This is a genomic window from Chlorogloeopsis fritschii PCC 6912, from assembly GCF_000317285.1.
GTDB lineage: Bacteria > Cyanobacteriota > Cyanobacteriia > Cyanobacteriales > Nostocaceae > Chlorogloeopsis > Chlorogloeopsis fritschii.
Genome location: NZ_AJLN01000047.1, coordinates 114,153 through 140,273 on the forward strand (window position 1 = coordinate 114,153; position 26,121 = coordinate 140,273).

22 protein-coding genes and 1 pseudogene are annotated in these 26,121 nt (G+C 38.9%); 10 read left to right on the forward strand and 13 right to left on the reverse strand.

What is annotated here, in order from left to right:
- Positions 1-11 precede the first annotated feature (11 nt).
- Complete coding sequence (locus UYC_RS37565; protein ID WP_127011381.1) at positions 12-209, reverse strand: hypothetical protein; 198 nt, start codon at positions 207-209, stop codon at positions 12-14.
- A gap of 233 nt (positions 210-442) precedes the next feature.
- On the opposite strand from UYC_RS37565, the gene UYC_RS0105725 reads away from it, so the two are divergent.
- From UYC_RS0105725 to UYC_RS37570, 3 genes are all read left to right on the forward strand, one after another.
- Positions 443-1,297 carry an HIT family protein gene (locus UYC_RS0105725; protein WP_016873692.1) on the forward strand — a complete coding sequence of 285 codons (855 nt, stop codon included), beginning with the start codon at positions 443-445 and terminating at the stop codon, positions 1,295-1,297.
- Positions 1,298-1,710: 413 nt separating this feature from the next.
- On the forward strand, positions 1,711-3,906 hold the full coding sequence (locus UYC_RS0105730; protein ID WP_016873693.1) for a CHASE2 domain-containing protein: 2,196 nt from the start codon (positions 1,711-1,713) through the stop codon (positions 3,904-3,906).
- Between the two features lie 399 nt (positions 3,907-4,305).
- On the forward strand, positions 4,306-4,452 hold the full coding sequence (locus tag UYC_RS37570; protein ID WP_157171217.1) for a hypothetical protein: 147 nt from the start codon (positions 4,306-4,308) through the stop codon (positions 4,450-4,452).
- Between the two features lie 33 nt (positions 4,453-4,485).
- On the opposite strand, the gene hpsJ-A is transcribed toward UYC_RS37570, so the two are convergent.
- Complete coding sequence (gene hpsJ-A, locus UYC_RS0105740; RefSeq protein ID WP_235082889.1) at positions 4,486-4,926, reverse strand: HpsJ-like protein, cyanoexosortase A-associated; 441 nt, start codon at positions 4,924-4,926, stop codon at positions 4,486-4,488.
- Positions 4,927-5,219: 293 nt separating this feature from the next.
- On the opposite strand from hpsJ-A, the gene UYC_RS0105745 reads away from it, so the two are divergent.
- Together UYC_RS0105745 and UYC_RS0105750 are read left to right on the forward strand one after the other, a co-directional pair.
- Positions 5,220-6,182, forward strand: coding sequence for an ABC transporter permease (locus UYC_RS0105745; RefSeq protein WP_016873696.1), 963 nt, complete (start codon positions 5,220-5,222; stop codon positions 6,180-6,182).
- Positions 6,183-6,196: 14 nt separating this feature from the next.
- Positions 6,197-7,141 carry an ABC transporter permease gene (locus UYC_RS0105750; RefSeq protein WP_016873697.1) on the forward strand — a complete coding sequence of 315 codons (945 nt, stop codon included), beginning with the start codon at positions 6,197-6,199 and terminating at the stop codon, positions 7,139-7,141.
- Between the two features lie 251 nt (positions 7,142-7,392).
- On the opposite strand, the gene UYC_RS0105755 is transcribed toward UYC_RS0105750, so the two are convergent.
- From UYC_RS0105755 to UYC_RS0105765, 3 genes are all read right to left on the reverse strand, one after another.
- Entirely contained in the window at positions 7,393-9,129 is a 1,737-nt protein-coding gene (locus UYC_RS0105755) for a peptide ABC transporter substrate-binding protein (protein WP_235181603.1), read from the reverse strand.
- Positions 9,130-9,164: 35 nt separating this feature from the next.
- Positions 9,165-10,106, reverse strand: coding sequence for an ROK family protein (locus UYC_RS0105760; RefSeq protein ID WP_200862358.1), 942 nt, complete (start codon positions 10,104-10,106; stop codon positions 9,165-9,167).
- A gap of 100 nt (positions 10,107-10,206) precedes the next feature.
- On the reverse strand, positions 10,207-10,404 hold the full coding sequence (locus tag UYC_RS0105765; RefSeq protein ID WP_016873700.1) for a hypothetical protein: 198 nt from the start codon (positions 10,402-10,404) through the stop codon (positions 10,207-10,209).
- A 151-nt stretch (positions 10,405-10,555) separates the two neighbouring features.
- On the opposite strand from UYC_RS0105765, the gene UYC_RS0105770 reads away from it, so the two are divergent.
- Together UYC_RS0105770 and UYC_RS38785 are read left to right on the forward strand one after the other, a co-directional pair.
- Positions 10,556-10,879 (forward strand): hypothetical protein, encoded by a 324-nt coding sequence (locus UYC_RS0105770; protein ID WP_016873701.1) that lies wholly within the window; start codon positions 10,556-10,558, stop codon positions 10,877-10,879.
- Positions 10,870-11,019: a hypothetical protein gene (locus UYC_RS38785; RefSeq protein WP_016873702.1), complete on the forward strand. Its 150-nt coding sequence runs from the start codon at positions 10,870-10,872 to the stop codon at positions 11,017-11,019. Before UYC_RS0105770 ends, UYC_RS38785 begins: the two co-directional genes overlap by 10 nt.
- On the opposite strand, the gene UYC_RS0105780 is transcribed toward UYC_RS38785, so the two are convergent.
- The 5 genes and pseudogenes from UYC_RS0105780 to UYC_RS35335 form a co-directional block, all read right to left on the reverse strand.
- On the reverse strand, positions 11,020-11,919 hold the full coding sequence (locus UYC_RS0105780; RefSeq protein WP_016873703.1) for an ABC transporter permease: 900 nt from the start codon (positions 11,917-11,919) through the stop codon (positions 11,020-11,022).
- Positions 11,920-12,307: 388 nt separating this feature from the next.
- Positions 12,308-13,678 (reverse strand): thioredoxin-disulfide reductase, encoded by a 1,371-nt coding sequence (trxB, locus tag UYC_RS0105785; RefSeq protein WP_016879289.1) that lies wholly within the window; start codon positions 13,676-13,678, stop codon positions 12,308-12,310.
- A 275-nt stretch (positions 13,679-13,953) separates the two neighbouring features.
- Complete coding sequence (locus UYC_RS39355; protein WP_016879290.1) at positions 13,954-14,139, reverse strand: hypothetical protein; 186 nt, start codon at positions 14,137-14,139, stop codon at positions 13,954-13,956.
- Between the two features lie 54 nt (positions 14,140-14,193).
- Positions 14,194-14,256: pseudogene (locus tag UYC_RS40165) on the reverse strand (hypothetical protein); the annotation flags it as partial.
- Positions 14,257-14,350: 94 nt separating this feature from the next.
- Positions 14,351-14,740, reverse strand: coding sequence for a DUF2887 domain-containing protein (locus tag UYC_RS35335; RefSeq protein ID WP_016879291.1), 390 nt, complete (start codon positions 14,738-14,740; stop codon positions 14,351-14,353).
- Between the two features lie 110 nt (positions 14,741-14,850).
- On the opposite strand from UYC_RS35335, the gene UYC_RS0105795 reads away from it, so the two are divergent.
- From UYC_RS0105795 to UYC_RS0105805, 3 genes are all read left to right on the forward strand, one after another.
- Positions 14,851-15,417: a Uma2 family endonuclease gene (locus UYC_RS0105795; RefSeq protein ID WP_016879292.1), complete on the forward strand. Its 567-nt coding sequence runs from the start codon at positions 14,851-14,853 to the stop codon at positions 15,415-15,417.
- A 376-nt stretch (positions 15,418-15,793) separates the two neighbouring features.
- A complete protein-coding gene (locus tag UYC_RS0105800) occupies positions 15,794-16,351 on the forward strand; it encodes a type IV pilin-like G/H family protein (RefSeq protein WP_016879293.1) in 558 nt (185 codons plus the stop codon).
- Between the two features lie 191 nt (positions 16,352-16,542).
- Positions 16,543-18,759, forward strand: a complete 2,217-nt coding sequence (locus tag UYC_RS0105805; RefSeq protein WP_016879294.1) for an O-linked N-acetylglucosamine transferase, SPINDLY family protein — start codon at positions 16,543-16,545, stop codon at positions 18,757-18,759.
- A 32-nt stretch (positions 18,760-18,791) separates the two neighbouring features.
- Here UYC_RS0105805 and UYC_RS0105810 read toward each other — a convergent pair whose 3' ends face one another.
- From UYC_RS0105810 to UYC_RS39360, 3 genes are all read right to left on the reverse strand, one after another.
- A complete protein-coding gene (locus tag UYC_RS0105810) occupies positions 18,792-19,280 on the reverse strand; it encodes a PIN domain-containing protein (protein ID WP_016879296.1) in 489 nt (162 codons plus the stop codon).
- Positions 19,270-19,524 (reverse strand): UPF0175 family protein, encoded by a 255-nt coding sequence (locus UYC_RS0105815; RefSeq protein WP_016879297.1) that lies wholly within the window; start codon positions 19,522-19,524, stop codon positions 19,270-19,272. Before UYC_RS0105815 ends, UYC_RS0105810 begins: the two co-directional genes overlap by 11 nt.
- A gap of 261 nt (positions 19,525-19,785) precedes the next feature.
- On the reverse strand, positions 19,786-25,941 hold the full coding sequence (locus tag UYC_RS39360; protein WP_016879298.1) for a glycosyltransferase: 6,156 nt from the start codon (positions 25,939-25,941) through the stop codon (positions 19,786-19,788).
- Positions 25,942-26,121 lie beyond the last annotated feature (180 nt).

The window sequence follows — 26,121 nt, forward strand, 5'->3', positions numbered from 1 at the left end:
ATTACTCAACATTACTCAGGAGATGCGATCGCCATATCTTCGCATCGTCTGTCTTTTTGATAAAAAGGATTAGAATATCGTTTACAAAAGTTGCGTAAGTGGGCTGTCAAGGATTTCAAAAAGTATCTAATTTTTGGCGTTGCTGAATCGCGGTATGAATTTGATGTGTAGAGACGCGATATATCGCGTCTGGGCAGGGGTTTTGCCATTACGAAAAATTATTTTCATAGCCTAAATCAGCAACGCCTAATTTTTTACTTTGAACAAGATTGAGCTAGATCGCATACCTTTTTTAGTTGAAATACTAGTGATTTTTTTTGTAACGACTATATAGAATGTAGCAAATACTACTCTTATCTCCAAGTTCTCTGAAAAAAGGGCTTGGATTTTAGCGATCGCGCTTTTTTTTCAGCCTAACTATCTTCTCTATTTCCTCTAGCAGATGAAAAAGCAAAAAAATAAATATAGTCACCTCACAGCCATAGAAAGAATTTACCTATCAGTACCTACACAGTTTTTATTTGCAAAAAAATTGCTTCAAGGTAAAATTCTAGACTTTGGTTGTGGCTTTGGCAATGATGTTAAATTATTACAACAAAAAGGAGTTGATATTACAGGTTACGATCCGTATTATTTTCCCCAGTATCCTAACGAAAAATTTGATACTATTATTTGCTTATACGTTTTAAATGTTTTATTTCCTGAGGAGCAAGCAAAGGTTCTTATGGAAATATCGCATCTATTGGAACCAGGTGGTAAAGCATATTATGCAGTGAGAAGAGATATAAAAAGAGAAGGGTTTAGAGAACATTATATTCACAAAAAACCTACATATCAATGCATTGTTAAACTTCCTTTTCAATCAATATATTTAGATGATTCTTACGAAATTTATGAGTACAGACACTACAACCTCCAGAGAAATTCCTCCAATAATTGCCTATTCTGCAATCCTCATAAAAACCTAACTATACTAACCGAATCAGCAACAGCTTATGCTATGTTTGACGGCTATCCTGTAAGTAAAGGTCATGTTTTGGTTATTCCAAAACGTCATGTCAGTAATTATTTTGAGCTACCTCTGAAAGAGCAATCTGCTTGTTGGCTTATGGTTAATAAAGTGCAAGCCATTCTCAGTCAAGAATTTGAACCAGATGGTTTTAATGTGGGCATGAACATCAATCGAGATGCAGGGCAAAATATGATGCACGCCAGTATTCATATTATCCCTCGTTACAAAGGTGATACTATTGGAGCAAAAGGCGGAATAAGATATGTGATTCCTAAAAGTAAATAGTCAATAGTCATTGGTAATTTGTCATTCGTAGGGGAGGCAGCGCGTTGCCGGGGTTCCCCCGGTTGTAGCGACTGCCGTGCGGGTTTTGCTGATTATCTTTGAGTCAAAACAGATAACTTATCTTCTAAACCCGCCCATACAGTAGTTCTCCCACTCTCCTTGTCTCCTTGTCCCCTTGTCTCCCCCTCTCCTTGTCCCTGTGTCCCCTTGTCTTCATATGGGCACTCCCTCTGCTCTAGAATTTGTCAGCTTTGCGGAATAGGGTGTAATGAGTGTGGAGTAATACAGAAGCAACTCATAACAAACCCAAAAGCTAACTTTAGCAACTAAATTGGTACATTGAGAATACTTGGGATAAATTCAACATCCCAACTCAGCAACGTCTACCAAATCCTGGCTACAGCCACAACGCCGTGATTAAGCGACTTTTACAACAACTCCGTCTCTCGTTGGTGAAAGATAAACTTCCTCAGGATGCTGCTGTCAAAAACTGGCTGCAAGCAATTTTTGTTACTAGTGTAGGAGTCACCATTTTAGTACTTGGAGTTCGTCATTTGAGGTGGTTGCAGCCTTGGGAGTTAAGCGCTTACGATCAGATGTTGCGGTTACGTCCTCAGGAAGCACCAGATCCCCGTATTTTACTAGTTACTGTCACTGAAGAGGATTTGGGATCGGAAGATTTTTCTTTACCAGACAATACCATCAATCAACTGTTAGCGAAGCTACAATCATACCAACCACGGCTAATTGGTTTAAGTATCGACCGTTCCAAGCAGAAAAATTTAGGATCTGGTCTTAAAAATCGGGATAACATAATCACTTACTGCACATTCAGCAGTATGGGTAGTCCGGAAATTCCACCACCACTAAATTTTCCTATAGATCGGGTAGGCTTTAGTGATGTGATTGCTGACAACGATGGCGTTATCCGTCGTAGTTTGTTATTTGCGGGTTCTAGCGATCGCAAATGTACAACTCAATTCTCATTTGCAGCTCTACTCGCAATTAAATATCTAGAAAAACAAGGTTTTGAGTACAATTTCAATAACGAAGAGCATTTTTATATAGGTAAAACTAAATTCCCACCTTTGTTAGAGAATTCAGGTGGTTATCAAAACATAGATGCAAAGGGCTATCAAATCTTACTGAATTACCGTAATCCCTCTAATTTTGCCCGGCAAGTAACTCTCACTCAACTTTTGCAAAATCGGGTAGACTCTAGTTGGGTAAAAGACCGTCTTGTAATTATCGGTACTACTGCTCGTAGCGTTCATCCAGGCTTTTATACACCCTACAGCGCTTCACCCCAACATCCACCCAGAATGCCGGCTGTCTTTATTCATGCACAGGTGGCAAGTGAGATTATCAGTACGGTGCTAGATGGGCGTCCTCTCATTTGGTATTTATCTAACTGGATGGAAGCCGTGTGGATATGGGGCTGGGCAATAATAGGTGGCTTTTTAGCTTGGCGATTGCGATACCCCTTGCGTTTGGGTTTGGCTGGCGGAATTTCTTTGGGTGGTTTGGTGGGAGTGTGCTATTTGTTATTTCTGCAAGGGGGGTGGTTACCAATCGTACCACCTGCCTTAACTTTGCTTTTAAGTGGTGTTAGTGTTATGGCTTACACTACTTACCAAACTCAGCAACAAACAAAGGTAATTATCCTGCAAGTTGAAAAGCAAAAAGAGGCAATTGAACAATTAAATACACTGCTTAAAGAAACTACTATAGCTATTCAAGATAAACACATTCATTCTTCCACTACACTCGACCAAACAGAAAAAGCAACTGGTGATTTTATTTTGGGCGGACGGTATCAAATTGCGAAAGTACTTGCTTCTGGTGGATTTGGCTGCACTTACATAGCAAAAGATATCCAGCGTCCGGGCAGTCCGATTTGTGTAGTAAAACAACTAATGCCAGCCCGTCGAGATACAAAATTTATGCAAGTTGCAAGGAGATTATTCGATGCAGAAGCGGACATTTTAGAAATTTTAGGTAGACATCCACAAATTCCCGAACTACTAGCATATTTTGAAGAAAATAAAGAATTTTATTTAGTACAAGAATATATTTCTGGACATCCTCTTAGCGAAGAATTATCACCAACTCAGGATGTGAAAAATGAATCATATGTAACCGAAATGCTAAGAGGAATTTTAGAAGTTCTAACATTTGTTCACGAACATCGTGTTATTCATCGAGATATTAAACCAAGTAATATTATCAGATCTGATACAGATAATCGGCTAGTATTAATTGACTTTGGTGCAGTCAAAATGATGCAACCTCAAACTGTCGAGCAAACTGAATTAGCAACAGTCGCTATCGGTACGCGCGGTTATGCACCACCAGAACAATTTGCCGGACATCCTCGCTTGTGTAGTGATATTTACGCCTTGGGGATGATTGCCATTCAAGCTATTACAGGTGTACCACCACATGAACTTCAACCTAATCCTGAAACTGGTACTGTAGAATGGCGTCACCAAGCACAAACTAACGAAACATTAGCAGCGATTTTAGATAAGATGGTGCGCTATCACTTTAGCGATCGCTATCAATCAGCTGCCGAAGTTCTGCAAGATTTAAACAAAATTACTGGATGAGTAGTTTCTCAATTGCCTCCTGTGCTGGCTATTGCTCCCTCAACCTGAAGGTGATTGCATAGTTCATATTTAAAGTAATACCTGTTTTTTATCGCACTTACAACCTGCGGATATTGTCTTATCTGTAACTCATGTATTTCTGCATTCATTCCAATTAGCACTCGAATAGCCTATTAATCAATGCTTTTAACCAAAAATCTAAAATTCAAAATTGGCATCACACTTTTCCAAGGAATAAAGTTATGAAATTTCCAACAAAGGTGTTAACCAACGTAGCTGTTTCTGAGGTCTTTTTTACAGTTGGTTTTTTTACCGCCAAAAAAATATTGGCTTCTTCTATTACCTTTAAAGATGCAAACACCGCGATTCGTTTACTTTTGGAAACCCACAAGTTTTTCAATGTCTCCACCAGGCCCGACAGATGTGCTTTTGAGTGTGTCGGGAGGAGATCCTCGTCATCCCGGCGTGGGAACAGCAAACCGTTGGGACGGATGCTTACCCAGATGTGGGATTAGTCAGAGGGATTTGCAGGCGATCGCATCTTAAAATTAAAGCTCTACTTCAGACAGTTATATGAGTTTAGAGTCGTAACCAGCCAGTGCCGTGCCAGATATAAATAAACAAAACTCCAGCAACTAAAGCTCCAAGATTCCATTTTATTGAACGCTTCAGTAAGCCCAAGCGTCGAGAATATCTGGCTGCCTGTGCTTGCATTATTGTTCTCTTCTCAAAGTTGGCAACAAAGTTTGAAAGCCAAGTTTTTGCTTCTTCTAATTTACGAAAATCTTTAATATCAAAAAAGCGTTCTTGAGTATCAATGAGAGTTTCTACTGCTTCTAGATCAGCTTTAGTTTTCGCTCTAGCTAGTGTATCTTTAACCTGTTGAATCTGATTCATCTGCTCTTTTACTTGATAGCTAATCTGACTAGCATTTTGTCGGTCGATTCTAGCAGTATTTACAATTCCTAAAGGAATAAGTAATAAAAATAATATTCCGTAGCAGAAATATATAAATAGCAATTAATACTGTCACTATACCGAATAGCCAAAATTTAGAGTGTTTTAAAAGTCTAGCCAAAGTAAGAGCAGTTTCTTTCATAGCACTCCATTTATCTACTCTAACTCATGCAGTTATAAAATCTTTAAGTTCCAGTGTTATTGACACTCATGTAAATTCTTTGGATAAACTATTAATTCATGTGTGTAAATTTAGCCTAATTTTAAACTCAATAAATAAGAGTGAAATAAGAATAAAGTAAGATAAGTTAAGTGAATTATTCCTGCTCTAGCAAATAAAGCAATTTCTATAAGCAATGACTAAATATTTAATTAATCGTCTACTAATTTCTATTCCGACGTTATTTGCCATTAGTATAATAATTTTCGCTATCCTGGCATTGGCACCAGGCGATCCCATGGGAGAGTTTGCATTGAATCCCTCTCTGACAGCCGAAGTTCGCGAAAACGTCAGAAGATCCTTAGGTTTAGATCAGCCGATCTACATCCGTTACATCAAATGGTTTGTAGCTTTTATGACTGGAGATATGGGCTATTCTTTTACTAGCCGTAGTCCAGTTGGTGCACTGATTCTCCAACGTTTGCCGACAACATTGTGGGTGGTAGGCTCTGCTTACATTCTGGGTACAATTTTGGCTGTTCCTTTGGGAGTAATCTCGGCTCTCAAACGCCATTCTGTTTTTGATGTAATTTTAACTACTCTAGTTTTTTTTGGGTTTTCGCTACCGACATTTTTTACGGGCTTGCTGTTTATTATTATTTTTAGCGTCCAATTAAAATGGTTGCCTTTTATCTACAACAGTACTTTACAAGTGACAGATTGGCAGAGCTTTACCGCTCAAATTCAACAGTCGATTATGCCTGTATGCGTGTTAGCACTATGGCAAGCAGCAATGCTAATGCGCTTTGTCCGTTCTGAGGTGCTAGAAAATCTTCATCAAGATTACGTGCGTACAGCTTATGCTAAGGGATTGCCTACATTTGCAGTGATTTATCGCCACGTCTTGCGAAATGCTCTCATCCCTGTAGTCACACTAGTCGCATTGGATATTCCTAATATTTTTACAGGAGCTTTAGTTACAGAACAAGTTTTTCGCGTTCCTGGTATTGGTGCATTACTAATTGACTCTATTTATCGCAACGATACACCAGTTGTTATGGCAATTACTTTTATATATGCAATTTTGATTGTTGTTTTTAATCTAATTGCAGATATTCTCTATGGTTTACTAGATCCGCGTGTCAAATATACGAAGTAGTTGGAAAAATAGTTATGTTTAAGCGATCGCCCGATCCAATCCCGGAAGTCGGAATTTCTCCTGTAACAGCAGATATTACTCCTATACAAGGAACACCCAAACAAGATGCATGGCGCAAATTCAGGCGCAATCGTGCAGCGATGCTGGCTACTGTTGTACTGCTAATTATCGTTTTGAGTGTCCTATTTGGCCCCTTAATATACACAACTCCCATTAATAAAGTAGACTTCTCCCAAGCTACCCTTCCCCCCAGTTGGGAACATCCCTTTGGTACAAATGACCTCGGTCAAGATATATTAGCTAGAGTTTTGTATGGGGGACGAATATCAATTGCCGTTGGCATTTTTTCAATGTTGGTTGCCATATTTCTGGGTACACTCGTGGGTGCAATTTCCGGTTTTTTTGGCGGTTGGCTCGATATGATTTTAATGCGCTGCACCGACTTGTGCCTGGCTTTACCGCGATTGCCACTTTTATTATTGGTAATATTTCTGTTTCGTGATGCGATTAGGGCGATCGCCGGGCCGGAGTTGGGTATATTTGTGTTGGTAGTCCTGGTGATCGGTGGACTCAATTGGATGTCTGTAGCAAGATTAGTACGAGCTGGCTTTTTGACAGTACGGGAAATGGAATTTGTCACAGCAGCTCGTGCCCTTGGCGCTACTCCCTGGCGGCTGATTTGGATGCACATTCTTCCCAATGTCATCAGTCCAGTATTGGTTGCTGCTACGCTGGCAGTAAGTACAGCAATTATTACCGAATCCACCCTCAGCTTTTTTGGTTTGGGTTTTCCGCCAGACGTGCCAACCTGGGGAAGGATGCTTTATGAAGCACAAAACTTTTTGGAATTTGCTCCCTATATGGTGATTTTTCCGGGGATGGCAATATTTCTCACAGTCCTAAGTATTAACTATATAGGTGATGGTTTAAGAGATGCTTTCGATCCCAGATTGTCCTAAATCACTGTTTTAATTTAAGTAGCCTTACTGAACTGCGTATACTAATTTCCCTGGAATATGTACTTAATATTAAAAAACTAACCACAAAGAACACAAAGAACACAAAGGAAGAAATTGATACTCATTAAGTGAAAGCTTATAGAGAATTGGTAGTACAACAGGGTACAGGGAACAGGACAATTAAACTTATCTGTCTCCTGTCTCCTATCCCCTATTACCTAATCTTCCTTCTGCCATCTGCCTTCTTGCACTTACTTTCGTCTCCAATCTTTAATATTCCAAGTATCGGCATCCCACGGAGTTGTATCTACACCAACAAGTCTATTGTTGACTCCAACAACGTTAGCTCGAACTATTAAGGGAATAACCGCCCCATCTTTAATTAACAGATCGTTCATCTGAATAAATAGCTGCCGACGCTTTTGGGGATTTAACTCAGTTGCAGACTGTTTCCAAAGGGCATCATATTGAGGATTGCAGTAACGTGAAGTATTTTGCCGAGACCAATTATTCTTTTTCTGAGGAATTTCATCACAAGTCCAACTCTTCATGTAGGCGCCTGGATCTGGGCTGTTATTACCTGTAGTAAACATTTGCATATCAGCGTAGAAGTGAAGAGTGGTATCTGGATTAGCAGGATCGGCTGAAAAGAAAATACTCGGATCAATACTTTTGAGTTCTACCCTGACGCCAAGAGATGTTAATGCTTGTTTAACAATTTCTTGAGTTTTCTGACGCAGTGGGTTAACTGATGTTTGGAAAAGAACACTCATCTCCTTGCCATTTTTATCTCGGATGCCGTTACCATTTGTATCTTTCCATCCAGCCTCATCCAGTAAGGCAGCAGCTTTTTGCAAGTTAAATTCGTATTTAGTATTAGGTGAATTATAAATATCAGGTGCGACTAAGAGATTTACAGCCGGGCGTCCGATCGCACCATATAATTGTTTGGCAATGGTGTCGCGATCGATAGCATAGCTAAAAGCCTGACGAACTTTGCGATCGCTAAAAAAGGGATGGCGATATTTGAGACTTGAGCGTTCACCCTCCTGCGTTGCCTGGTTGGGATCTGTCTGATTAATCAACATCCGCTCTACTTCAGCACCAAAGCTAGTTTGTAGTTTACCTTGACCTGCGGTTTCCAGTTGCTTGAGGATTGGGGCTTCTACCTGGAGATTCCAAGCGAAATCTGCGTTTTGTGTCTGCAGCACTGCTCTAGCAGCCGAAGTTGCATCACCACCACCCTTGAGTTCTACTCGTTTAAATAAAGGCTGACTGGCTTCGCGAAATACAGGATTAGGCTCATAGATGATAATATCACCGGGCTTGAATTGTACTACTCGGTAAGGGCCAGTGCCGACAGGAAGTAAATTACCTGGAGCCTCCCTAGCGTTAGAGCCGTTATATTTCTCAAAAATATGGCGAGGCAAGATCATCCCGTTTTCGCCAACAAAAGGTAACGACCAAGCTGGATTGATATTCTTAAAATTGATTTTGACGGTATAATCGTCAACAGCTTCAACGTTTTTAACAGCTTCATAATAGGCAGTACTAGTGGCACCTACAGCTGGGTTAGAAAGAAACTTATAAGTGAAAACCACATCTTGTGCTGTAAAAGATTGACCATCAGACCACTTAATTCCCTGCTTGAGCTTCCAAGTGACTGAGGTGCCATCTTTCGCTATTCCACCATTCTCAACGGTAGGAATTTCCGCAGCGAGAAAAAGGATTAATTTACCGTCTTTATTGTAAGTGGCAAGGGGTTCGTAAGTAACTCGACTGCCCTCAAAATCTTTATTACCTTGGGCTAGATGGGGATTGAGGATAGTTGGCGCTTGCCAGTAGAGAAGTCGTAAAGTATTGCTATTGCCCCCAACAGAAGTAGACTCTTGGGCGGTGGGAGAAGAACAGGCAGACAAGAAGGATACACATATGCATGACAAGGCAATAATCTGAGCTTTGCTTAATTTTTTGAAGTTAAACATCATAAATGTAAAAATTTCTACCCACCCTTAACTGTGGGCTATAAATTGACTTTTTGCCATGCCAACTTTGCCGCACCCAACATCCCGGCAGAATTGCCTAATTCCGCTGCCAACAGTTGTATTCCCACGCGAGATGTTCTCAACACTCGCTTTTCAATTTCTCTTTTGGCTGCTGGTAAGAAAAACTCAGCACTAGCGCTGACACCACCACCAATTACGATCGCTTCTGGTGTCAGTACGTAAATTAAACTAGTTAACCCGATACCCAAATCTCTACCGTACTCCTGCCAAAAAGCCAAAGCTTGAGGATCTCCCGCTTTTGCCAAACTGCCCAACTCTGCTGGATCTTTGCCAGTGCGGCGACGAATTGCCGTAATTGAGACATATTGCTCCAGAGAGCCTTGGTTACCACTATTACACGCCGGGCCATCTGGATTAAACGTAATTAAACCCAATTCCCCAGCTGCTCCATAATGCCCTACAAACAATTTCCCATTTAGAATAATTGCACCACCAACACCAGTCCCCAAAGTTAGTAAAATCAGATTTTGAAAGTAGCGCCCGGCTCCTAACCAAGCTTCTCCCCAGCCCGCACAATTAGCATCATTAGCCACAACCGTTGGTTTGCCAGTTTTTGCTTCCAGAGCGTCAGCAAGGGGAACATCGCACCATCCTGGCAGGTTAATAGCGAGTTTAGCAATTCTTCCGGCTGCATCTGGAGGCCCAGGAGTACCAACACCAATGGCTATAGTTTGATTTTCCGGATCGAGTAGGGCGATCGCATCCACCATTGCCGCTATTACTGCCTCTGGGGTTGCAGGTTGGGGAGTCGCTACAGTTAAAGACTTGCGGCAAGTACCATCAGCTGTGAAACGCCCCAGCTTAATTGCTGTTCCCCCCAAGTCAATACCAATTACTTCTGGTGTCACCACAATACCCTTTCTGCCGACTGAGCCTAATGTGCGCCTAACGTTGCACATTTTTTCGTTATGAACGTCATGAGTCATTTATCCTTTGTGTTACAAATGACTAATGACAACCCTCACGAGTAAATGTGTAAATTGCATACGTAACAGCTTATTACCTGTGGTTAGTTTTTTTCTGGCTGATTTTACTTGGCTCAACTGTAACTTGACTGACATAAGTCATTGAAGATGAATGTAAATTGGCTTGTGCCTGCCAAGATGGGAGGGGCGTACCACGTAAAATGCCAGCAAGGGCAACAGAGAGCATAAAGCCACCAGCAGCAGCCGCAACTAAAGAAAGATTATCTTTCACACGATTCTCTCAGGTGAATTACAACAAATAATAGACTAGCAAATCAAATTATCAAATGAGGGTAGTTAGTAGACTGTAAATACGCACTCCCTGAAGCACCTCAAAATAACAGCATAATAAAATCACACAACTATATACTTCTTATTGAAAAATGACACAGCTATCTCACCCTCATCGCACCCGCATCTTACCGCCATCTCCAATAACAGTTTCTGAAAAGAACCGCCGTCAGGAAAAGCAAAATGCTCTTGCTATGCGGTGTCGTGTTGTTTTCGAGCGCTTGCGCCCACAACTTATAGATACTCATTACAACTGTTATATAGCCATCGATCCAGAGAGCGAAAACTATTTTATTGATCCAACACTAAAGGGAATAACGCAAAAAATCCGTGATGCCTATGGTAACCCTGATCGGGTTAAACTCACCATCTTTCGACTCAACGACACAGGAACCTGCGGTAGGTTATGGGTTTAGGTGTCTTTGGGGATAATGGCGAGCTATTATTTGAAATTCAGCTTATTGCTGCCAATGGCGAGATATTTTCTGTCGCACCAAACACACCACGCGATCACTGTCATTTTGAGCGTAGTGTCACCAGCTCCCTAAATCATTAACTATTTCCGAATTCCATTTTCTCGCCGCAAACGGGGATTAATAAATTCATTTAACCCTTCTCCCAGTAGCGATAGCCCCACCACCATTGATGTCATCGCTAGCCCCGGAAAAAGTGTAGTCCACCAAATGCCTGTAGATAGTGCTGGCAAAGCCTGTTTTAAATCGTGTCCCCATTCTGGTACTGCTTCCGGTAGTCCTAAACCTAAAAAGCCCAATCCACCCAAAATGAGAATGGCATCGGCAGCGTTAAGGGTAAATAGTACGGGTACGCTTTGAATAACGTTGAAAAATAAATAGCGAGAAAGTACTTGCCAGGTATTAGCACCGATCGCTTGTGCTGCTTCTATGTAGACTTCTGTTTTGACGCTGACAGTGTGGTTGCGGACAACTCGATAATACTGAGGAACGTAAGCAATACTAATGGCGATCGCGGCATTTAATATTCCCCGCCCCACTACAAACGCCAGCGTTACCGAAAGCAATAACCCCGGTAGAGTGTAGATGCTATCCATTAAAAACAGCAGCATCTTGTCTAATCTACCGCCAACATAGCCACTCACCATACCCAAAGGCACACCGATCGCCATACTCAGTGCGGTGGCTAGCAAAACAACTTGCAGTGCAGCTTTTGCACCTAAGATTGTGCGTGAGAATACGTCATAGCCCAAGCTATCGGTACCGAACCAATGCTTGGCTGAAGGTGGCTCAAGAGGAACGTTACTTAATAACTCTGTAGGGCTTTGCAGCCATCCCCAACTCACAAACAAAGGGGCAAACAATGCTAGGAATATGAAAAAAAGGGTGATGGCTAACCCTACAAGCATTAACTGGTGAGAAAGGGTAGGACTTTTAGTAAAAATTAAAAATCTTTTTGACAGTTGGGGTTTGATCAGGCTCATATAGTTAAGAAGGCAGAGGGCAGAGGGCAGAGGGCAGTAGACGCGCAGCCATTCCGTAGGTAGGCAGAAGGTAAAAGCCCTATAGAACAATATTTAAGTCCGTTGAGACGGACTTGTGCTATGAGCCAGAGAATTAATTCTCTGGCAGGAAATAGGGTAGTACTCGACCAGGTTAATTTTGATAGGGTTAATCAATTTTGATTTTCTTGTTTCTTTCTTCCTTTGCGCTCTACCCTTACGGGAAGCCGCTACGCGTCTAATGCGTACTTTGTGGTTCGTTCTCTTACCTATCAAATTTATTATGGTGGACTGGTAGGTTCAAGATATGAAGTAAAATTTTGAGTTTCCAGAGACATTTTGTCAACCCAAAACTCAAAACTCACTACTACTATGACAAATAGCTTTCCACCAACTGACGATATTCGCTCTTGGGTTTGACGCCTTTAAGTTCTTTCACTAGTTCCTTATTTTTAAAGAACTGAACTGTTGGTGTTCCTGTAATGCCTGCATTTTCGGCAATATCTCGGTCTTTGTCGATATCAACTTCCACAAAGTGGATTTTGCCGTCAAATTCATCTACTACCTTATTTAATATTGGCTTGAGAGTGTGGCAAGGGCCGCATCCAGGAGAGACGTATTTGACAATGAGTAGGCGATCGCTTTCGTGGAAAAGCTTCCTGAGAGCATAACCCCCTTCATAACGCGTCCTATTAATATCAAATTCAGTGTCAGGGGGAGTTCTGTGGTCAGTTGGCTGAGGCTGCAAATCATTATCTGGAGTTTGCGACACCTGATGGAACTCTTGAATCAAACCACTCGATGACAACCAGCGTTCTGCCAACATCGCTGCCATACAGCCACTACCCGCAGCAGTAATCGCTTGACGATACTCATGATCCTGCACGTCACCAGCAGCAAAAACACCCTCTACACTAGTTTCTGGGGAACCAGGCTTGGTAACAATGTAACCCACTTCATCTAATTCGATTTGTCCCTTGAATAAAGAGGTATTGGGAGTGTGACCGATCGCGTAGAATAATCCCCTAACGTGCAGTTCGCTTTCTTCACCAGTTTTATTGTTGCGGATTTTCACCCCTTCCATGTGACCATTACCAAATATATCCACAGGTTCAGTATTCCAATGCACGTGGATTTTAGGGTTACTTAAAACACGGTCTTGCATAGCTTTAGAAGCCCGCATTTTTTCTGAGCGCACCAGCAAATTCACCTTAGAACCGTACTTGGTAAGGTAAATTGCTTCTTCTGCCGCCGAGTCGCCACCACCCACGACAGCCAACTCTGCTCCGTGAAAAATTGGTGTAGCACCGTCGCAAATTGCACAAGCAGAAATACCCCGGCTCCAAAACTGCCCCTCACAAGGTAGTCCCAATCGTTTTGCAGTTGCACCTGTGGCAATAATTAAACTATGGGTTTTAAATTCCCGTTCTTCAGAGCGGACAGTAAACGGACGCTGGCTTAAGTCAACTTCAACAACATCCTCTGTATATAGTTCAGCACCCCAACGTTCCGCCTGAGCCTTCATCTGATCCATCAATTCGGGGCCTGTAATTCCCTGCGGAAAGCCAGGGAAATTCTCTACTTCAGTCGTTGTCATGAGCTGTCCACCAGGCAAACCCCCGGCTTGGAACCCTTCAAATACCACTGGTTTGAGGTTAGCGCGTCCCGCGTAGATGGCTGCTGTGTAACCTGCTGGCCCGGAACCGATAATTACCACATTTTCTACTCTTGGGTTGGTCATAACAGTTACGCAAACTCATAACGACTACGCTTAATATAGCATAACAAACTGCGATGGGAAACGGTATAGTGAAGACACCTCGACCTAAATGCAGGGTATTGGCTTACTCATGAGGGCGATCGTGAAAAATATGCACTTTAAGCGCATATTAATTTACTAGGCGTTGCTGAATCGAGGTATGAAATTTAAAAATCAGGCATTTAAAACTCTTACTCTCTGCGACTCTGCGGCTCCGCGTGAGGCAAATTCATACTTTGGATCAGCAACACCGTTTACTAAGACTGCTGTTGCAGATATTTCCTAATAATTTCAACATCTACTTCTAGCAATTCTGCTATTTCTTGGATGCTCATATTTTTCTCAGTCAGTTTTGGAACTAATTCTAATTTTGTTTCTAGTTTGGTCTTTGTTAGTATGCTCTCATACAACCGAGTATTTTTAAATTCATCTAAATTAAGCATAGCTTCAATTTCCTCTAAAGCAAGATTGGGGAACTTGTAAAATATAATAGCTTGGATGAATGCTAAAACTTTCTTTTGAATATTTTCATCGGATAAGTTTTCTCTTACCTGATTAATTAGCTATTGAGCTAAGGAAGTAGCTTTTGTAGGTGTTTCTATAAATAGTTTAGCAATTCCTATGCCCAAGGTATCCTCAGCCCTAGTAGAAAGTTCATTTAGATAAATGCAACGTAGATGTTGTGTCCATTAAAACTCTATAACGAGGGTGAGGCAGGGTTTCATGAATGCGTTGATCGTAAATAACAACTACATACCAATCTGAATTGGCTGGTTTATATTGACGGAAATAAACCAAAATTTCTCCAAATAATTGTTCGTAAAATTCTTCATCTTTGTAGGTTTGCAATTCTACAAAATATAAGGGTTCATTTTCAAAACCCTCAATAGTAGAAAACACTCCGTCTAAACGAAATGATTGTTGTTTTACTTCAGATGCAGTAAATGTGTAGATATTGGGATTATTATCAGGTTTTTCAATAAGCTCAAAAAATATTTGTGGTAGTTCCTTTATAAGTTCATAAAAAATTACATCTGTTTTCATTAATTTTATTAATGGCAAACTATACAGCTGTTCTTGTCCACACACAATACATTGTAGCTTTCGTAGGTTGAGGTGCGTATGATAGATACAGCAGCGTTATTTGGTGTAATATGTCCCTCACCATTGCAGATTTAGAGCAACTACAAAGCGAGCATCCAGAATGGCGGATGGAGCTGGTAGAAGGGAACATTATAGTTATGGGGCCATCAGATTACGAATCAGAGGAAATAGGTGCTCGTTTAATTACCTTCTTGAATAACTGGGTAATGTCGCGCAAATTAGGGCGAGTAACTGGTTCTAGCGCAGGCTTCATTCTGCCAAGTATGGAAGAGGGCGACTCAGAAAAAAGAAACCTGCGTGCCCCTGATGTTTCTTTTGTGCGGGCTGACAGACTAAAAAAGAGCAAGCGCGACTTTGTAGAGTTAGTTCCAGATTTGATGGTAGAAGTCAAATCAAAATCAGACAGAATTAAACCGCTTGAAGAAAAAATTCAGTTATTCTTACAACTTGGCTCTACAGTCGGGATACTAATTGATCCTGACCAGTTGACAGTAACAGTTTACCGACTCAACCAAGCTCCAGTAGTATTGCAGAATGGAGACACACTCACGTTACCAGATGTGCTACCAGGTTGGGAATTGGCAATATCAGAACTATGGCCGCCTGAATTTGAATAACTAGATATCACCAGAAATTAATTATGCGTTACTCAAATATCAATCTTGTGGTATGGACAACTTGTCCGCACCGGACGGGCTAAAAGCCCATCCCACAAGAAAGCTATCATGCAACATTTTAGACTTGCCACGCCACTATCCTCACGGGAAGCAACCGCACATCTATAGAGTGACAGCGACCGTTTACTGAACCATATTGACTTATCTTTCAAATTCAGTCTGGAAATGCTTATTAGACAGGTTTTCGCATCGAAAAGAACCACTAACTTACAACCAAATAAAATTTTTTTTGGTGGGAGTGATATGAAATTGATCGGTGGTGGGTAAGTTATTTTTAGAACGCGATAAGCAGTCACCACCATAAGGAGTTACAGATATGAAAACCGAACTGAAAGCCAAGTTTTTACAACACATTCTTAATAAAAAGAAAGAAGACGAAGGTTTCACCCTCATTGAATTACTGGTAGTAATTATTATTATCGGCATTCTGTCAGCTATTGCACTACCTTCTTTCCTTAACCAAGCTAATAAAGCAAAACAATCTGAAGCGAAAACCTATGTTGGTTCTATGAACCGCGCACAACAAGCTTACTACTTGGAAAATAACGCATTTGCAGCTCAAGCTGACTTCGGTAAATTAGGTCTTGGTATTGCAACACAAACCACAAATTACATATATACGATTGCCGATGGCGGTACTACTAACCCCAGCCTAGTAACTAACCAAGCAGCAACAGTAGTTGGTAATGCGCCTCTCAAAACTTACGTCGGTGGTGTGAGTGTAGCAACGCAAGCTGCTACTAGTGAAGCTACGACCATAGCTATTTTGTGCGAAGCTAACCAAGCCAGAGTTAATGGTGGTGCAGTCGTAGCACCAGTTACTGCTACTGCAAACGGGCCTGCTTGCCCCACTGGCTTCACTGCTTTGAGATAAGTAGAGAAATGGCTTACTACCTGAGAATACAGTTTGTCTAAACGAATTCATGACAAAGTTAATTTTTCGTGTAGTGTGTATTGAACTAAATTAAATATTTTTCAAAGTGGGTAGATGCTTCTATCCACTTTGTTTCCATTATGTGAGTCATTCACAAATCTTGTCCCTATATTTATTTTATGAAAATTTCAATGATTACTGATACATATAATTGGCAACATCTGGCTGATCAATACTTTCTACAAGAAAACTATCTCCAAGCAGCACAGTTATACGAACAAGCAATAGCAATAGAACCAAATACTATTTCTTATTATTGGCATTTAGGATTATTATTGCTATTACAAGGACAAGAAGCAGAAGCTCAAATGACTTGGATGCTGCCAATAACAGAGGCAGATGAAGAGCATTTACAAATTTGGACAAATGAACTATTTAAATTTTTACAAACAGAAGCTGAAAGGCGGGAAAATCTGACGGAATACTCTGTAGCCTGGTTAATTCGCCAGCATATGAGGGAAATTATTCCTAGTGATATTAATAATTTACTCCAAATTCTTCTACTTTATCTCAAACTAGAAAAATTTGAAGTAATGAATGAATTGCATGACTGGGGATTAATTGAAATTTTAAATGAAAAAGAAAGTGTAAATATTGATGCTAACTTGTTGAGACAATTTTTAGAGGAACTTTTAAATACTATTCCTTTACATCCAATAGTTTTGAGTTTAGTAGAAGCTTGTTTACCTTATTTCTCTGATACTTATCAATGCTTCGATATACTACTTACGGCTACTCTGAAAATTGGTCATACTCTACAGCAACCTATACTAGCATCATCTCTTCTCAAGTTACATTTGCGTTTAGAGCCAGAAAATGTCGAAATTTTGCGACATTTAGCTATTTTTTATCAAGATGCTCGCAATTATTCTCAAGGAATAGAAACAGCTAAGTTATGTTATTCGCTATCAGAAGGTTTAGCGGATAAAATTTTTGCACTTCATTTACTATTAAGGGGTTTAATGTCAGCAGGAGGATATTGGAAAGAGATATGTGAAACTTGCCAGGAGCTAGAAACTGTATTTCAACAGTTTATACAAGCACAACCAATTGCTTTAGAAGAGGGAAGAATCCTGCGGTTACTGACACCATCTTTTGCTATACCTCACATTAAAGATACTCCCACTAATTTTCGATTAATTCATAATAAAATAGCTGAGATTTTTAATAATGATATTAAAGATTTAGCTCAATCAGAAGGAAAAAATTATTGTTGTAATATTACTAATAAACAAGTTTTAAGGACTCCCAATAAAAAATTAAAAATTGGCTATATATCATACGCTCTCAGGAATCATTCTGTTGGTTGGTTAGCTCGTTGGATATTTCAGCATCATAATCGAGATAATTTTGATATTCATACCTATTTTGTAAACTATAAGTTAATCAATGATTTTCTTCAAGATTGGTATGTACAACAGGCAGGAACAACTCACAAACTAGGCATGAATGGCTTAGAAATTGCTGAACAGATATATCAGGATGAAATTGATATTTTAATTGACCTTGATAGCATCACTCTAGATATTACTAGCGAAGTTATGGCACTCAAGCCAGCACCCATTCAAGTTACTTGGCTTGGTTGGGATGCATCGGGTATACCTGCAATTGATTACTACATTGCAGATCCTTATGTATTGCCAGATGATGCACAAGACTACTACACAGAGAAAATCTGGAGATTACCGCAAACTTACATCGCAGTAGATGGTTTTGAGGTGGGTGTACCAACTCTCCGTCGAGAGGACTTGAACATTCCTGGAGATGCTGTTGTGTATCTAAGCGCTCAAAGAGGATATAAGCGCCATCCAGAAACAACTAGATGGCAAATGCAAATTATTAAACAAGTACCTAACAGCTACTTTTTAATTAAGGGACTTGCTGAAGAAGAAGCAATTAAACGCTTCTTTTATCAAATAGCCGAAGAAGAAGGTGTGGATTGTTCTCGGTTGCGTTTTTTACCGCAAGTTCCTCTAGAGTCAGTTCATCGTGCTAATTTAGGCATTGCTGATATTGTATTGGATACATTTCCTTATAACGGAGCTACAACAACTCTAGAAACATTGTGGATGGGTATCCCTTTAGTAACGCGAGTTGGTGAGCAATTTGCAGCGCGTAACAGCTACACAATGATGGTAAATGCAGGTATTACAGAAGGTATCGCTTGGACGGATGAAGAGTATATAGAGTGGGGTGTGCGCTTAGGTAAGGATGCAGCTTTAAGAGAGCAAATTACTTGGAAACTGCGACAGTCAAGGCAAACAGCACCACTGTGGAATGGGAAGCAGTTCACTCGTGAGATGGAGAAGGCTTACGAGCAAATGTGGAAAAGGTATCTTGATGGATGAACTACCTCAACCTACAATGCTGAAGTAGATTGTTACTCACCAGCTTGATGTTTAAGTATATTTACTATATTATCTGATAACCATAAACCAGCATCGCGTAAAGCCTGAATTGCTGGAGATATACTAGAAATCAGTCCGCGTCTTTTTGCTAATATTAGTAAACCTCCTGTACCTATAGTAATAATACTTAATGATTGAGCGCAACGTCGTGCCGCTCTATCATCGACAATAGCGGCACAATCTAAGTTTTTCAAAGCTAAACTTAATACTTGTGATTCTCCTGTTCCTAAATCCCAAGCTGCTACTTCAGGTGCTATTCTATCAATTTCTACTCGTTGTATCCAAGAAACGGTTGGTAATTGTCTTGACGCAGTATCATCTTCTCCTCCTTTGGTGACTTCTTGAAACACACCTTCCGGTACTACAATTTCTGTAAATAATTGTGGTAGCAATTGTGCTTGTTGACTTTTAAATAGAACGATCAGAGGAGAAGAATTAATGATAATGCGATTAATCGACATTCGCCAGTTCCTCAGCCAATTCTTCTGTAGTATATTGCATAAAATCAACTCGATAACGAGATAAAGCATTGATAAATTCTACACGAGTTAACCCAGCAATCTCTGCAGCTTTATTTTGCGATATATTACCTATTTCATACCATTTAACTGCGGCGGCAATCCTCATTTCTTGAACAAATTCTTGAGGGTTTTTGCGAAGTGAAGAAAATACTGTTTCCGGTAATTGAATAGATATGGTTTTCATAAATTGCGAATGATATAAATTTGTGGTGTACTTCACCTCATTGTACGCTATAGTATATTGTGGTGTACAAATCGGTAAAGATAAGACTTTAAGACAAACTAACCCTGGCGACTGGAAGTCGCGGCTATACAGACAAAACCCACCTACGCGGGTTGTTTTGCGGGCTTTTTTCTTTTGCATGAACAAAAAAATACCAGAGATTTAAATCTCTGGCTGATAGCTCAAGTCCACTTCGGTGGAATCAATATTAGACTTTTATAACTACATAGGTGCAACTACCAAGCTAGAAGTGATTAAGTTATCCAATCCCCAAACAGAAAGTTGTTGTATGAGTATTGGTGTCAATGCTTGTTTATTCTCATGTTTCAAAACAAGTCTAGCTGTCAGGCGAGGTAGTAAAGCTTTCCACTGATTATCTGCCAGTTTACCTACCAAAGAAATTTCTAATCCTTCAGTTATATCTAAATCTTCATTCATTAAAATATTCATCGCTACACTAGACAAAAACATTTCGGCTTCTTCAGTAGTAATTTTACTAGTATCAATGAGTAAAGTGGTGTGTTCGGTATCTAGATGGTTTGCGATCGCTGCAATTACTTGCTGCAATTCTTCACCTAAAGTCTCTTCAGGCTGCGACCAATCTGGGAAAATAATTAGGTTAGTATCTCTTAAACGCAGGTTTTGGCATAGAGTTTCAGTAACATAATTGTTGAATAACTCTTGAAAGATAGCGCCCATCTTAGCTGAATAAGAGCGACTATCCAGAAAACTGGGGTTATGCTGCATTTTCTCCTGAATTTGTTCCCTCTTTTGCTGGCGTAATTCAGGATTAGTACCAAGTGCGATCGCTAACTGTATATAAGACTCTTCACTATCTGCAACTAACTCAGGAATATCTAGTGATTGCACCATTGCTGCTCCCATTGCAGAGCGAAAACTATTTCCTGTTCTAGCTATTACTGGCAGATTAACCTGTAGCGGCTCTACCAGTGAAGTTGTTCCTGCGAAAGGATAAGAATCAAGATAGACATCAGCAATTTTGAAGTATTCCTTAACATCTTCTCTATCTGGTACTGGTTGAGGATCTAAAACCAGCAAGCGATCGGCTTCTAGTCCATGCCTTGAAAATATTGAGTTAAGGTGATTAATAAAAGCTTGTTTGGGGTAAGAATTAGACCAATTCGGCCCAAATGGCAGAAGCACCAGAACAGAATTGGGTACTTCAGCAATGATTTTTGCCCATGTCTCCATCAGTTCAGGAATGATTTTGAAGAAATTAGCGCCAGAGATAAAAACAACAGTATCTTCAGAAATCCCTAAGTTTTCTCGTTCAACTTTGACAGTTTCCTTTCCTTGCTCAGTTCCATAACTAAAGCAATGAGCACTTCCTTCTAGCTTCAGCAACTTTTCTCGATACTGTTCTTGTGCTGTTGGTGATGAATCGGTAAGCGTACCGGAGATGTAGTAATCCATATGTCTCATTCCGGTTGTTACTACAGAACCTCCACTGGTAACTTGTATTCTGGCTAATCTATGCATTGCTAAAAGGCAAATTTTATTGGTTACTGCCGTCACATTTGTTGCAATAAATAATATATCGAGGTCATCAGCACGAATTGTATTTACTTGTTCTGATAAATTTTGTGGTAGCAGCTTGAAGAAGTTTGCACAACTTCGACAATATTGCTCTAGTGGATGACTAGTTGCTTGAAGAGAATACAAAATGACTTCAAAGTCTCTACTGATATATTCATAAACAGGGAGATAGGCAAATGTTTCAGAACCTGGTGTGAAATGTGCTGCTAGAATACCAAGCCGGATTTTTTTTCTATTTACAGCCCGATCTGCAAATTCATAATTGACTTCACACCCATTAACTTTTAGGAATAATTCTAGTATTTCTGCACGTCTCGCATAGATATCTTTGATATTCACTTCATTAAAATATACAGGAATAAAATTAGCAATTTGAGCAAAAGTATTAACTACTTCCTGCCACAAAAGAGAATCGGGATTACTGAATATGGATGCGTATAAATAATCAAGCCACCCCTGAATATGTTTGCAGTAATTATCTGCTTCTCCCAATTCGTGGAAATGGACTGGAGAAGAAAATAGGAAGTGCAGATAGTCCTGAAGCAACCAATTGGGTATGTGAGAAAGATCATGCTGTAATGGTAACTGGTCCGCACGACAATATAGCATAGCTGCTAGTAGATGCTGAATCGCTTGTGGCTGCTCAAAACCTTGAGAAATATATATAACTAGATTATTAACAAAAATATGTTCTTCGCTAGTCAAACTCGTGTATTTAATACTACTGCTGAGTAACATATTATGTGTTTTCCCCAGCATACCCGCGTACATATCTGCTAGCTGATTATCTGAAATATTTAGCCATTGCTCTGCTAGTTGTTTTCGCGATTGACGCAAATCAGAATCCTGCTCACTCAAGGTTGCATAGCTGTAAAAAGCTTGTTGTCTTGTAAGGTGAGGATAGCGTGTATCGCTATAGATTGTCTGAAAAAGTTTTAGATAATCTAAAAGGATAGTTTCTTTTAAAGCAGCATTACGACGAGTTTGTTGCTGTGGATGTATTCTAAAATGAGATAGAACTTTATTAACAAAACCGATTTTATATTGGCTCATAATTCTGAACCACATTTCTAAATCTACCAGTTGGCAGAACTCAGGATTAAACAATCCTACCTTGTCAAAAACAGCTTTTCTAATTAAGACTGTGCTTGGTTCACCAATCTTATTAATTGGAGCATCAAATATATTTGAATGTTCTAATAATTCCAGTCCTAATTGAATTGGCTTTAATGTTGACCAAGCTTTATGTACATCCTTAGCCTCGTGATACATTAAAAAATTTGAATCATAGTAGGTATCGCCAGTGTTTGTAAAAAGTTTTCTTGGTGAAAAAACCAAACCTATCTCTTCATCTTGTTCGGCAATTATGACCATTTCTTCAATAGCATTTGGCTCCAATAGATCATCTTGAAATAAGAATTTTATATATTTGCCTTGAGCTTGAGAAATACAGAAATTCCAATTTTGAGCTAATCCATACTGGCTGTGTTCAAGAATTGAGAACTCAAAAGATGATTTTTCTTGTAACGATTGAGCGATCTCAACTGTTTTATCACTAGAACTATCATCAGATAAAATAATTTCTACATTAGGATAGGTTTGCTCTAAAACACTATTAATAGCTTCCGCAATATACTTTTCGCCATTGTAGGTAGGTATACAAACACTAATCAGAGGTGTGGAGATATTTCTTGATTTATGTTTTATAAGTTTAGATTGGATCTGAACATTTTCTTTGATTTGTACCTGGCTTTGGAAATTAATATTTCCGATTATGTGAGGACTAAAGCAAGGGTCATATGCAAGAACTTTATCCCATTTATCTTGCATCATTTTAGCGGCTGTTGTTTCAATTTGCAAACGTTCTTCTTGGCTAAAATTAACTTTCCAACTGTTTAATTCTTGATTAATCAGCTTGACATGAGGAAGATAGATACTTCGATAGCCTCTCGCCCTCATCTTTAAACATAAATCCACATCGTTATAGATAAAAGGTAATGTTTCATCAAATCCATCAATACTTTCAAACACGTCTTTACGACACATTAAACAATCTCCTGTGACGGCTGAGACGTTTTTTATCAATCCGATATTAGCTCCTGTTTCGTATTCGTCTATTCTAGTAAGCCCTTTATAGATATGATTAGCAACTTTACCTAAACCTAGTGCTAATCCTACGTGTTGAATAGAATTGTTAGAATCAATTAAAAATGCACCAACAGCACCTATACATTTTCTTTGGACTTGCTCAACCATTGCATTGAGCCAATCCTTTTGAATAACCTGAATGTCACTACTCAAAAAACATAAATAATCCCCTTTCGCTTTTGCAACAGAATAATTATTCAGTATTGAATAATTGAAGGGAATGTTATAAGAGCAGTACTTAAATCGATTGGGCTGTTGAACTTGCCACTTGTCAATAATTTTCTGTGCTTCAGATTTTAAACTACCATTATCTATGACTATTACTTCATAATTCGGATATACTGTTTCAGTGAAAATTGATTTTAGGCACTGGTTTAATATCGAGTTAAAGTCTTTGACAGTAATGATAATGCTAACTAATTTATAACAGTCTATTTCATAATGAACATGGTAATGTCCAGGGATGTTAGAGTCTGGTAAAACTTTTCCTTTCTCGCCTCTTCTATAAAGCGCATCTGTCAAAGCCTTAAATCCTGCTTCATAGGCATAAGATTTTGCAGTTGTAGAAGCAGATGTAGAGCCAGAGTGAAGACGCCAATGATAGAGGATTTTGGGTATGTGAAATATTTTCTCAGTTTTCTCTGTCAATCTCAAAACTAAATCATAATCTTGGCTTCCTTCGTAGCCAGTTCTAAAGCCACCAATTTCATTGACAAGCGATCGCCGATAAACACCGAGATGGCAGGTGTACATTCGAGATAAAAATGAATCAGGACACCAATCTGGTTTATAAGTAGGAAAAATAAACTGATTATTGTCATCAACTTTATCTTCATCTGAATAGATCATGTCTGCATCTGGATGCTGATTGAGCAGCAGTACTACTTCGTATAAGGCATCCAGTGTTAATAAGTCATCGTGATCAAGAAGTGCTATAAACTCTCCTGTTGCTATTTCTATAGCTGAGTTAGAGCTACGGGAAATATGACCATTTTCATTTCTGAAGATAACTTTGATGCGGGAATCTGCTTGAGAATACTCTTCTAATATTTTTCTAATATGAGGTTCCGTAGAAGCATCATCAGCAATACATAACTCCCAGTGTGGATAAGTCTGATTTAATACAGATTCAATTGCAGCTTTTAAATACCTTTCAGGAGTATTAAAAACTGGGAAGATAATACTGAAAATAGGTTTATAATTAACAGGTTCAACCTTTGAAGTGGGAGCGATTAGGCTATTCAAATCCCAAGCTGGAAGTTTTTGGGTGAGTAATTTTGTTAGTGGCGCTTGGTTCTCATGTTTCAAAATAATTCGTGCTTTAATATATGGTAACAAAGCTTGCCATTGGATATTACTCAAGTTTTCAATTAAGGAAATTTGTAATTTCTCAGCAATATCTAAATCTTCTTTCATTAATAAATCCATGAAGACACTGGATAAAAACAGTTCAGCGTTCTCCATAGGAAAATTATTGCTGTCGATAATCAGAGTAGTTTTTTGACTATCAGAATGAGTAGCAAGAGCTTTAATTACTTCTTGTAACTCTAAACTAATGAATTCTTCTGATTGATTCCAATCAGGGAAAATAATCAGATTAACATTTCTCAAAGATAAGTTGTTTAATTCTTGTTTCTCAGTATCAACTATATTAGATATGCTCTTAACAGATATATCTGAAATGTATTGAATATTCTTATCTAAGATAAAATGAAATGTACTAATAGAAAATACATCTGTAACTCGTAAAATATTAGAGTTATTTAATGAGATTTTTGATTTGGAATTAGCACAAACTATGCCAATCATATCATTGATAAAACGATAAACAGTATCTTTACCATGTTGTATCCATATTTTCTGTTGAGTTCGCACCTCATGCAATGTTTTTTGTGCATATTCTACTTCTTCTAAACCATAAGCAATTCCCTTTAATTCATTTTGTTCATTTTGTTCTAAAAACATTGAAAGAGATAAGCTTTGAAACCATTGCTTTTTATTAGTTCCTCGTATCGGCAGTACTATAGGAATACATCCGCATAAAGCTGCCATAAAAATTATGTAAGAATAAGGATCGTAAGAAATTAGATATTCTTTTGTATTAAAAATATGAATAAGAATTTCTTGAGATAAATTGTCATCCAAAAAAAGGGAATCAGACGGATGAATATAATTTAATGGCTTATGAAATTTGTTACCTTTTCTTATAATGTGGCAATATCCATCTCTTGATTTTCCATGATTTTTTAGTTCAGGATTAAGATATAATGGGGAAAGAATATTATACTTGTTTACATTTTGTTGAGGATTATATGTACTATAATGATAAACATAATCATCTTTTCCCCACGTTGTATATATATTATGGGGGCAATGAATACCGAGTTCGCAAAGAATCCATCTAACTACATACTTTGCATTTAAAGGATTGCCAAATACTACTTCTGGATATATTACAACCGTATTTTCATTAAGGTCAGATTCTGTTGCATAATTATCAAAAATATTATTTGGTAATTTAGCTCCATCTGTATCAAATATTTTGCAAGCAATCTTATATTCATGAATGATTCGGGCGAGATTATAAAGAGCGATAACTCCACCCGTATCAGATTTAAATGCTGGAGCAGATATAATAAAGTTTAGCTGATGTGTTTTGGTGTTATTACTCATAATAATTAAGTCAATAGTTATTGTTATACAAATAAACTGTTTAATATTTAATTTGTATATATTTTATAAACAAAAGTATTGACTAGTGGGATTTTGTATGTGCTGATTATTCAAGTTAAAAATATCTTAGTTTATCCTATTAATGAAAAGCATAATTTAACGAGATGGAGGCATCTTCAG

Coding starts and splice junctions, on each gene's coding strand:
- UYC_RS0105745 (WP_016873696.1), top strand. CDS start 5,220: ATGACTAAATATTTAATTAATCGTCTACTAATTTCTATTCCGACGTTA.
- UYC_RS0105780 (WP_016873703.1), bottom strand. CDS start 11,919: ATGAGCCTGATCAAACCCCAACTGTCAAAAAGATTTTTAATTTTTACT.
- UYC_RS0105795 (WP_016879292.1), top strand. CDS start 14,851: ATGTCCCTCACCATTGCAGATTTAGAGCAACTACAAAGCGAGCATCCA.
- UYC_RS0105810 (WP_016879296.1), bottom strand. CDS start 19,280: ATGTCGATTAATCGCATTATCATTAATTCTTCTCCTCTGATCGTTCTA.
- UYC_RS38785 (WP_016873702.1), top strand. CDS start 10,870: ATGGGTTTAGGTGTCTTTGGGGATAATGGCGAGCTATTATTTGAAATT.
- UYC_RS39360 (WP_016879298.1), bottom strand. CDS start 25,941: ATGAGTAATAACACCAAAACACATCAGCTAAACTTTATTATATCTGCT.
- UYC_RS35335 (WP_016879291.1), bottom strand. CDS start 14,740: ATGAAAACAGATGTAATTTTTTATGAACTTATAAAGGAACTACCACAA.
- UYC_RS37565 (WP_127011381.1), bottom strand. CDS start 209: ATGGCAAAACCCCTGCCCAGACGCGATATATCGCGTCTCTACACATCA.
- UYC_RS0105800 (WP_016879293.1), top strand. CDS start 15,794: ATGAAAACCGAACTGAAAGCCAAGTTTTTACAACACATTCTTAATAAA.
- UYC_RS0105755 (WP_235181603.1), bottom strand. CDS start 9,129: ATGATGTTTAACTTCAAAAAATTAAGCAAAGCTCAGATTATTGCCTTG.
- UYC_RS0105760 (WP_200862358.1), bottom strand. CDS start 10,106: ATGTGCAACGTTAGGCGCACATTAGGCTCAGTCGGCAGAAAGGGTATT.
- UYC_RS0105815 (WP_016879297.1), bottom strand. CDS start 19,524: ATGAAAACCATATCTATTCAATTACCGGAAACAGTATTTTCTTCACTT.
- UYC_RS37570 (WP_157171217.1), top strand. CDS start 4,306: ATGTCTCCACCAGGCCCGACAGATGTGCTTTTGAGTGTGTCGGGAGGA.
- UYC_RS0105725 (WP_016873692.1), top strand. CDS start 443: ATGAAAAAGCAAAAAAATAAATATAGTCACCTCACAGCCATAGAAAGA.
- UYC_RS0105805 (WP_016879294.1), top strand. CDS start 16,543: ATGATTACTGATACATATAATTGGCAACATCTGGCTGATCAATACTTT.
- UYC_RS0105770 (WP_016873701.1), top strand. CDS start 10,556: ATGACACAGCTATCTCACCCTCATCGCACCCGCATCTTACCGCCATCT.
- trxB (WP_016879289.1), bottom strand. CDS start 13,678: ATGACCAACCCAAGAGTAGAAAATGTGGTAATTATCGGTTCCGGGCCA.
- UYC_RS39355 (WP_016879290.1), bottom strand. CDS start 14,139: ATGCTTAATTTAGATGAATTTAAAAATACTCGGTTGTATGAGAGCATA.
- UYC_RS0105750 (WP_016873697.1), top strand. CDS start 6,197: ATGTTTAAGCGATCGCCCGATCCAATCCCGGAAGTCGGAATTTCTCCT.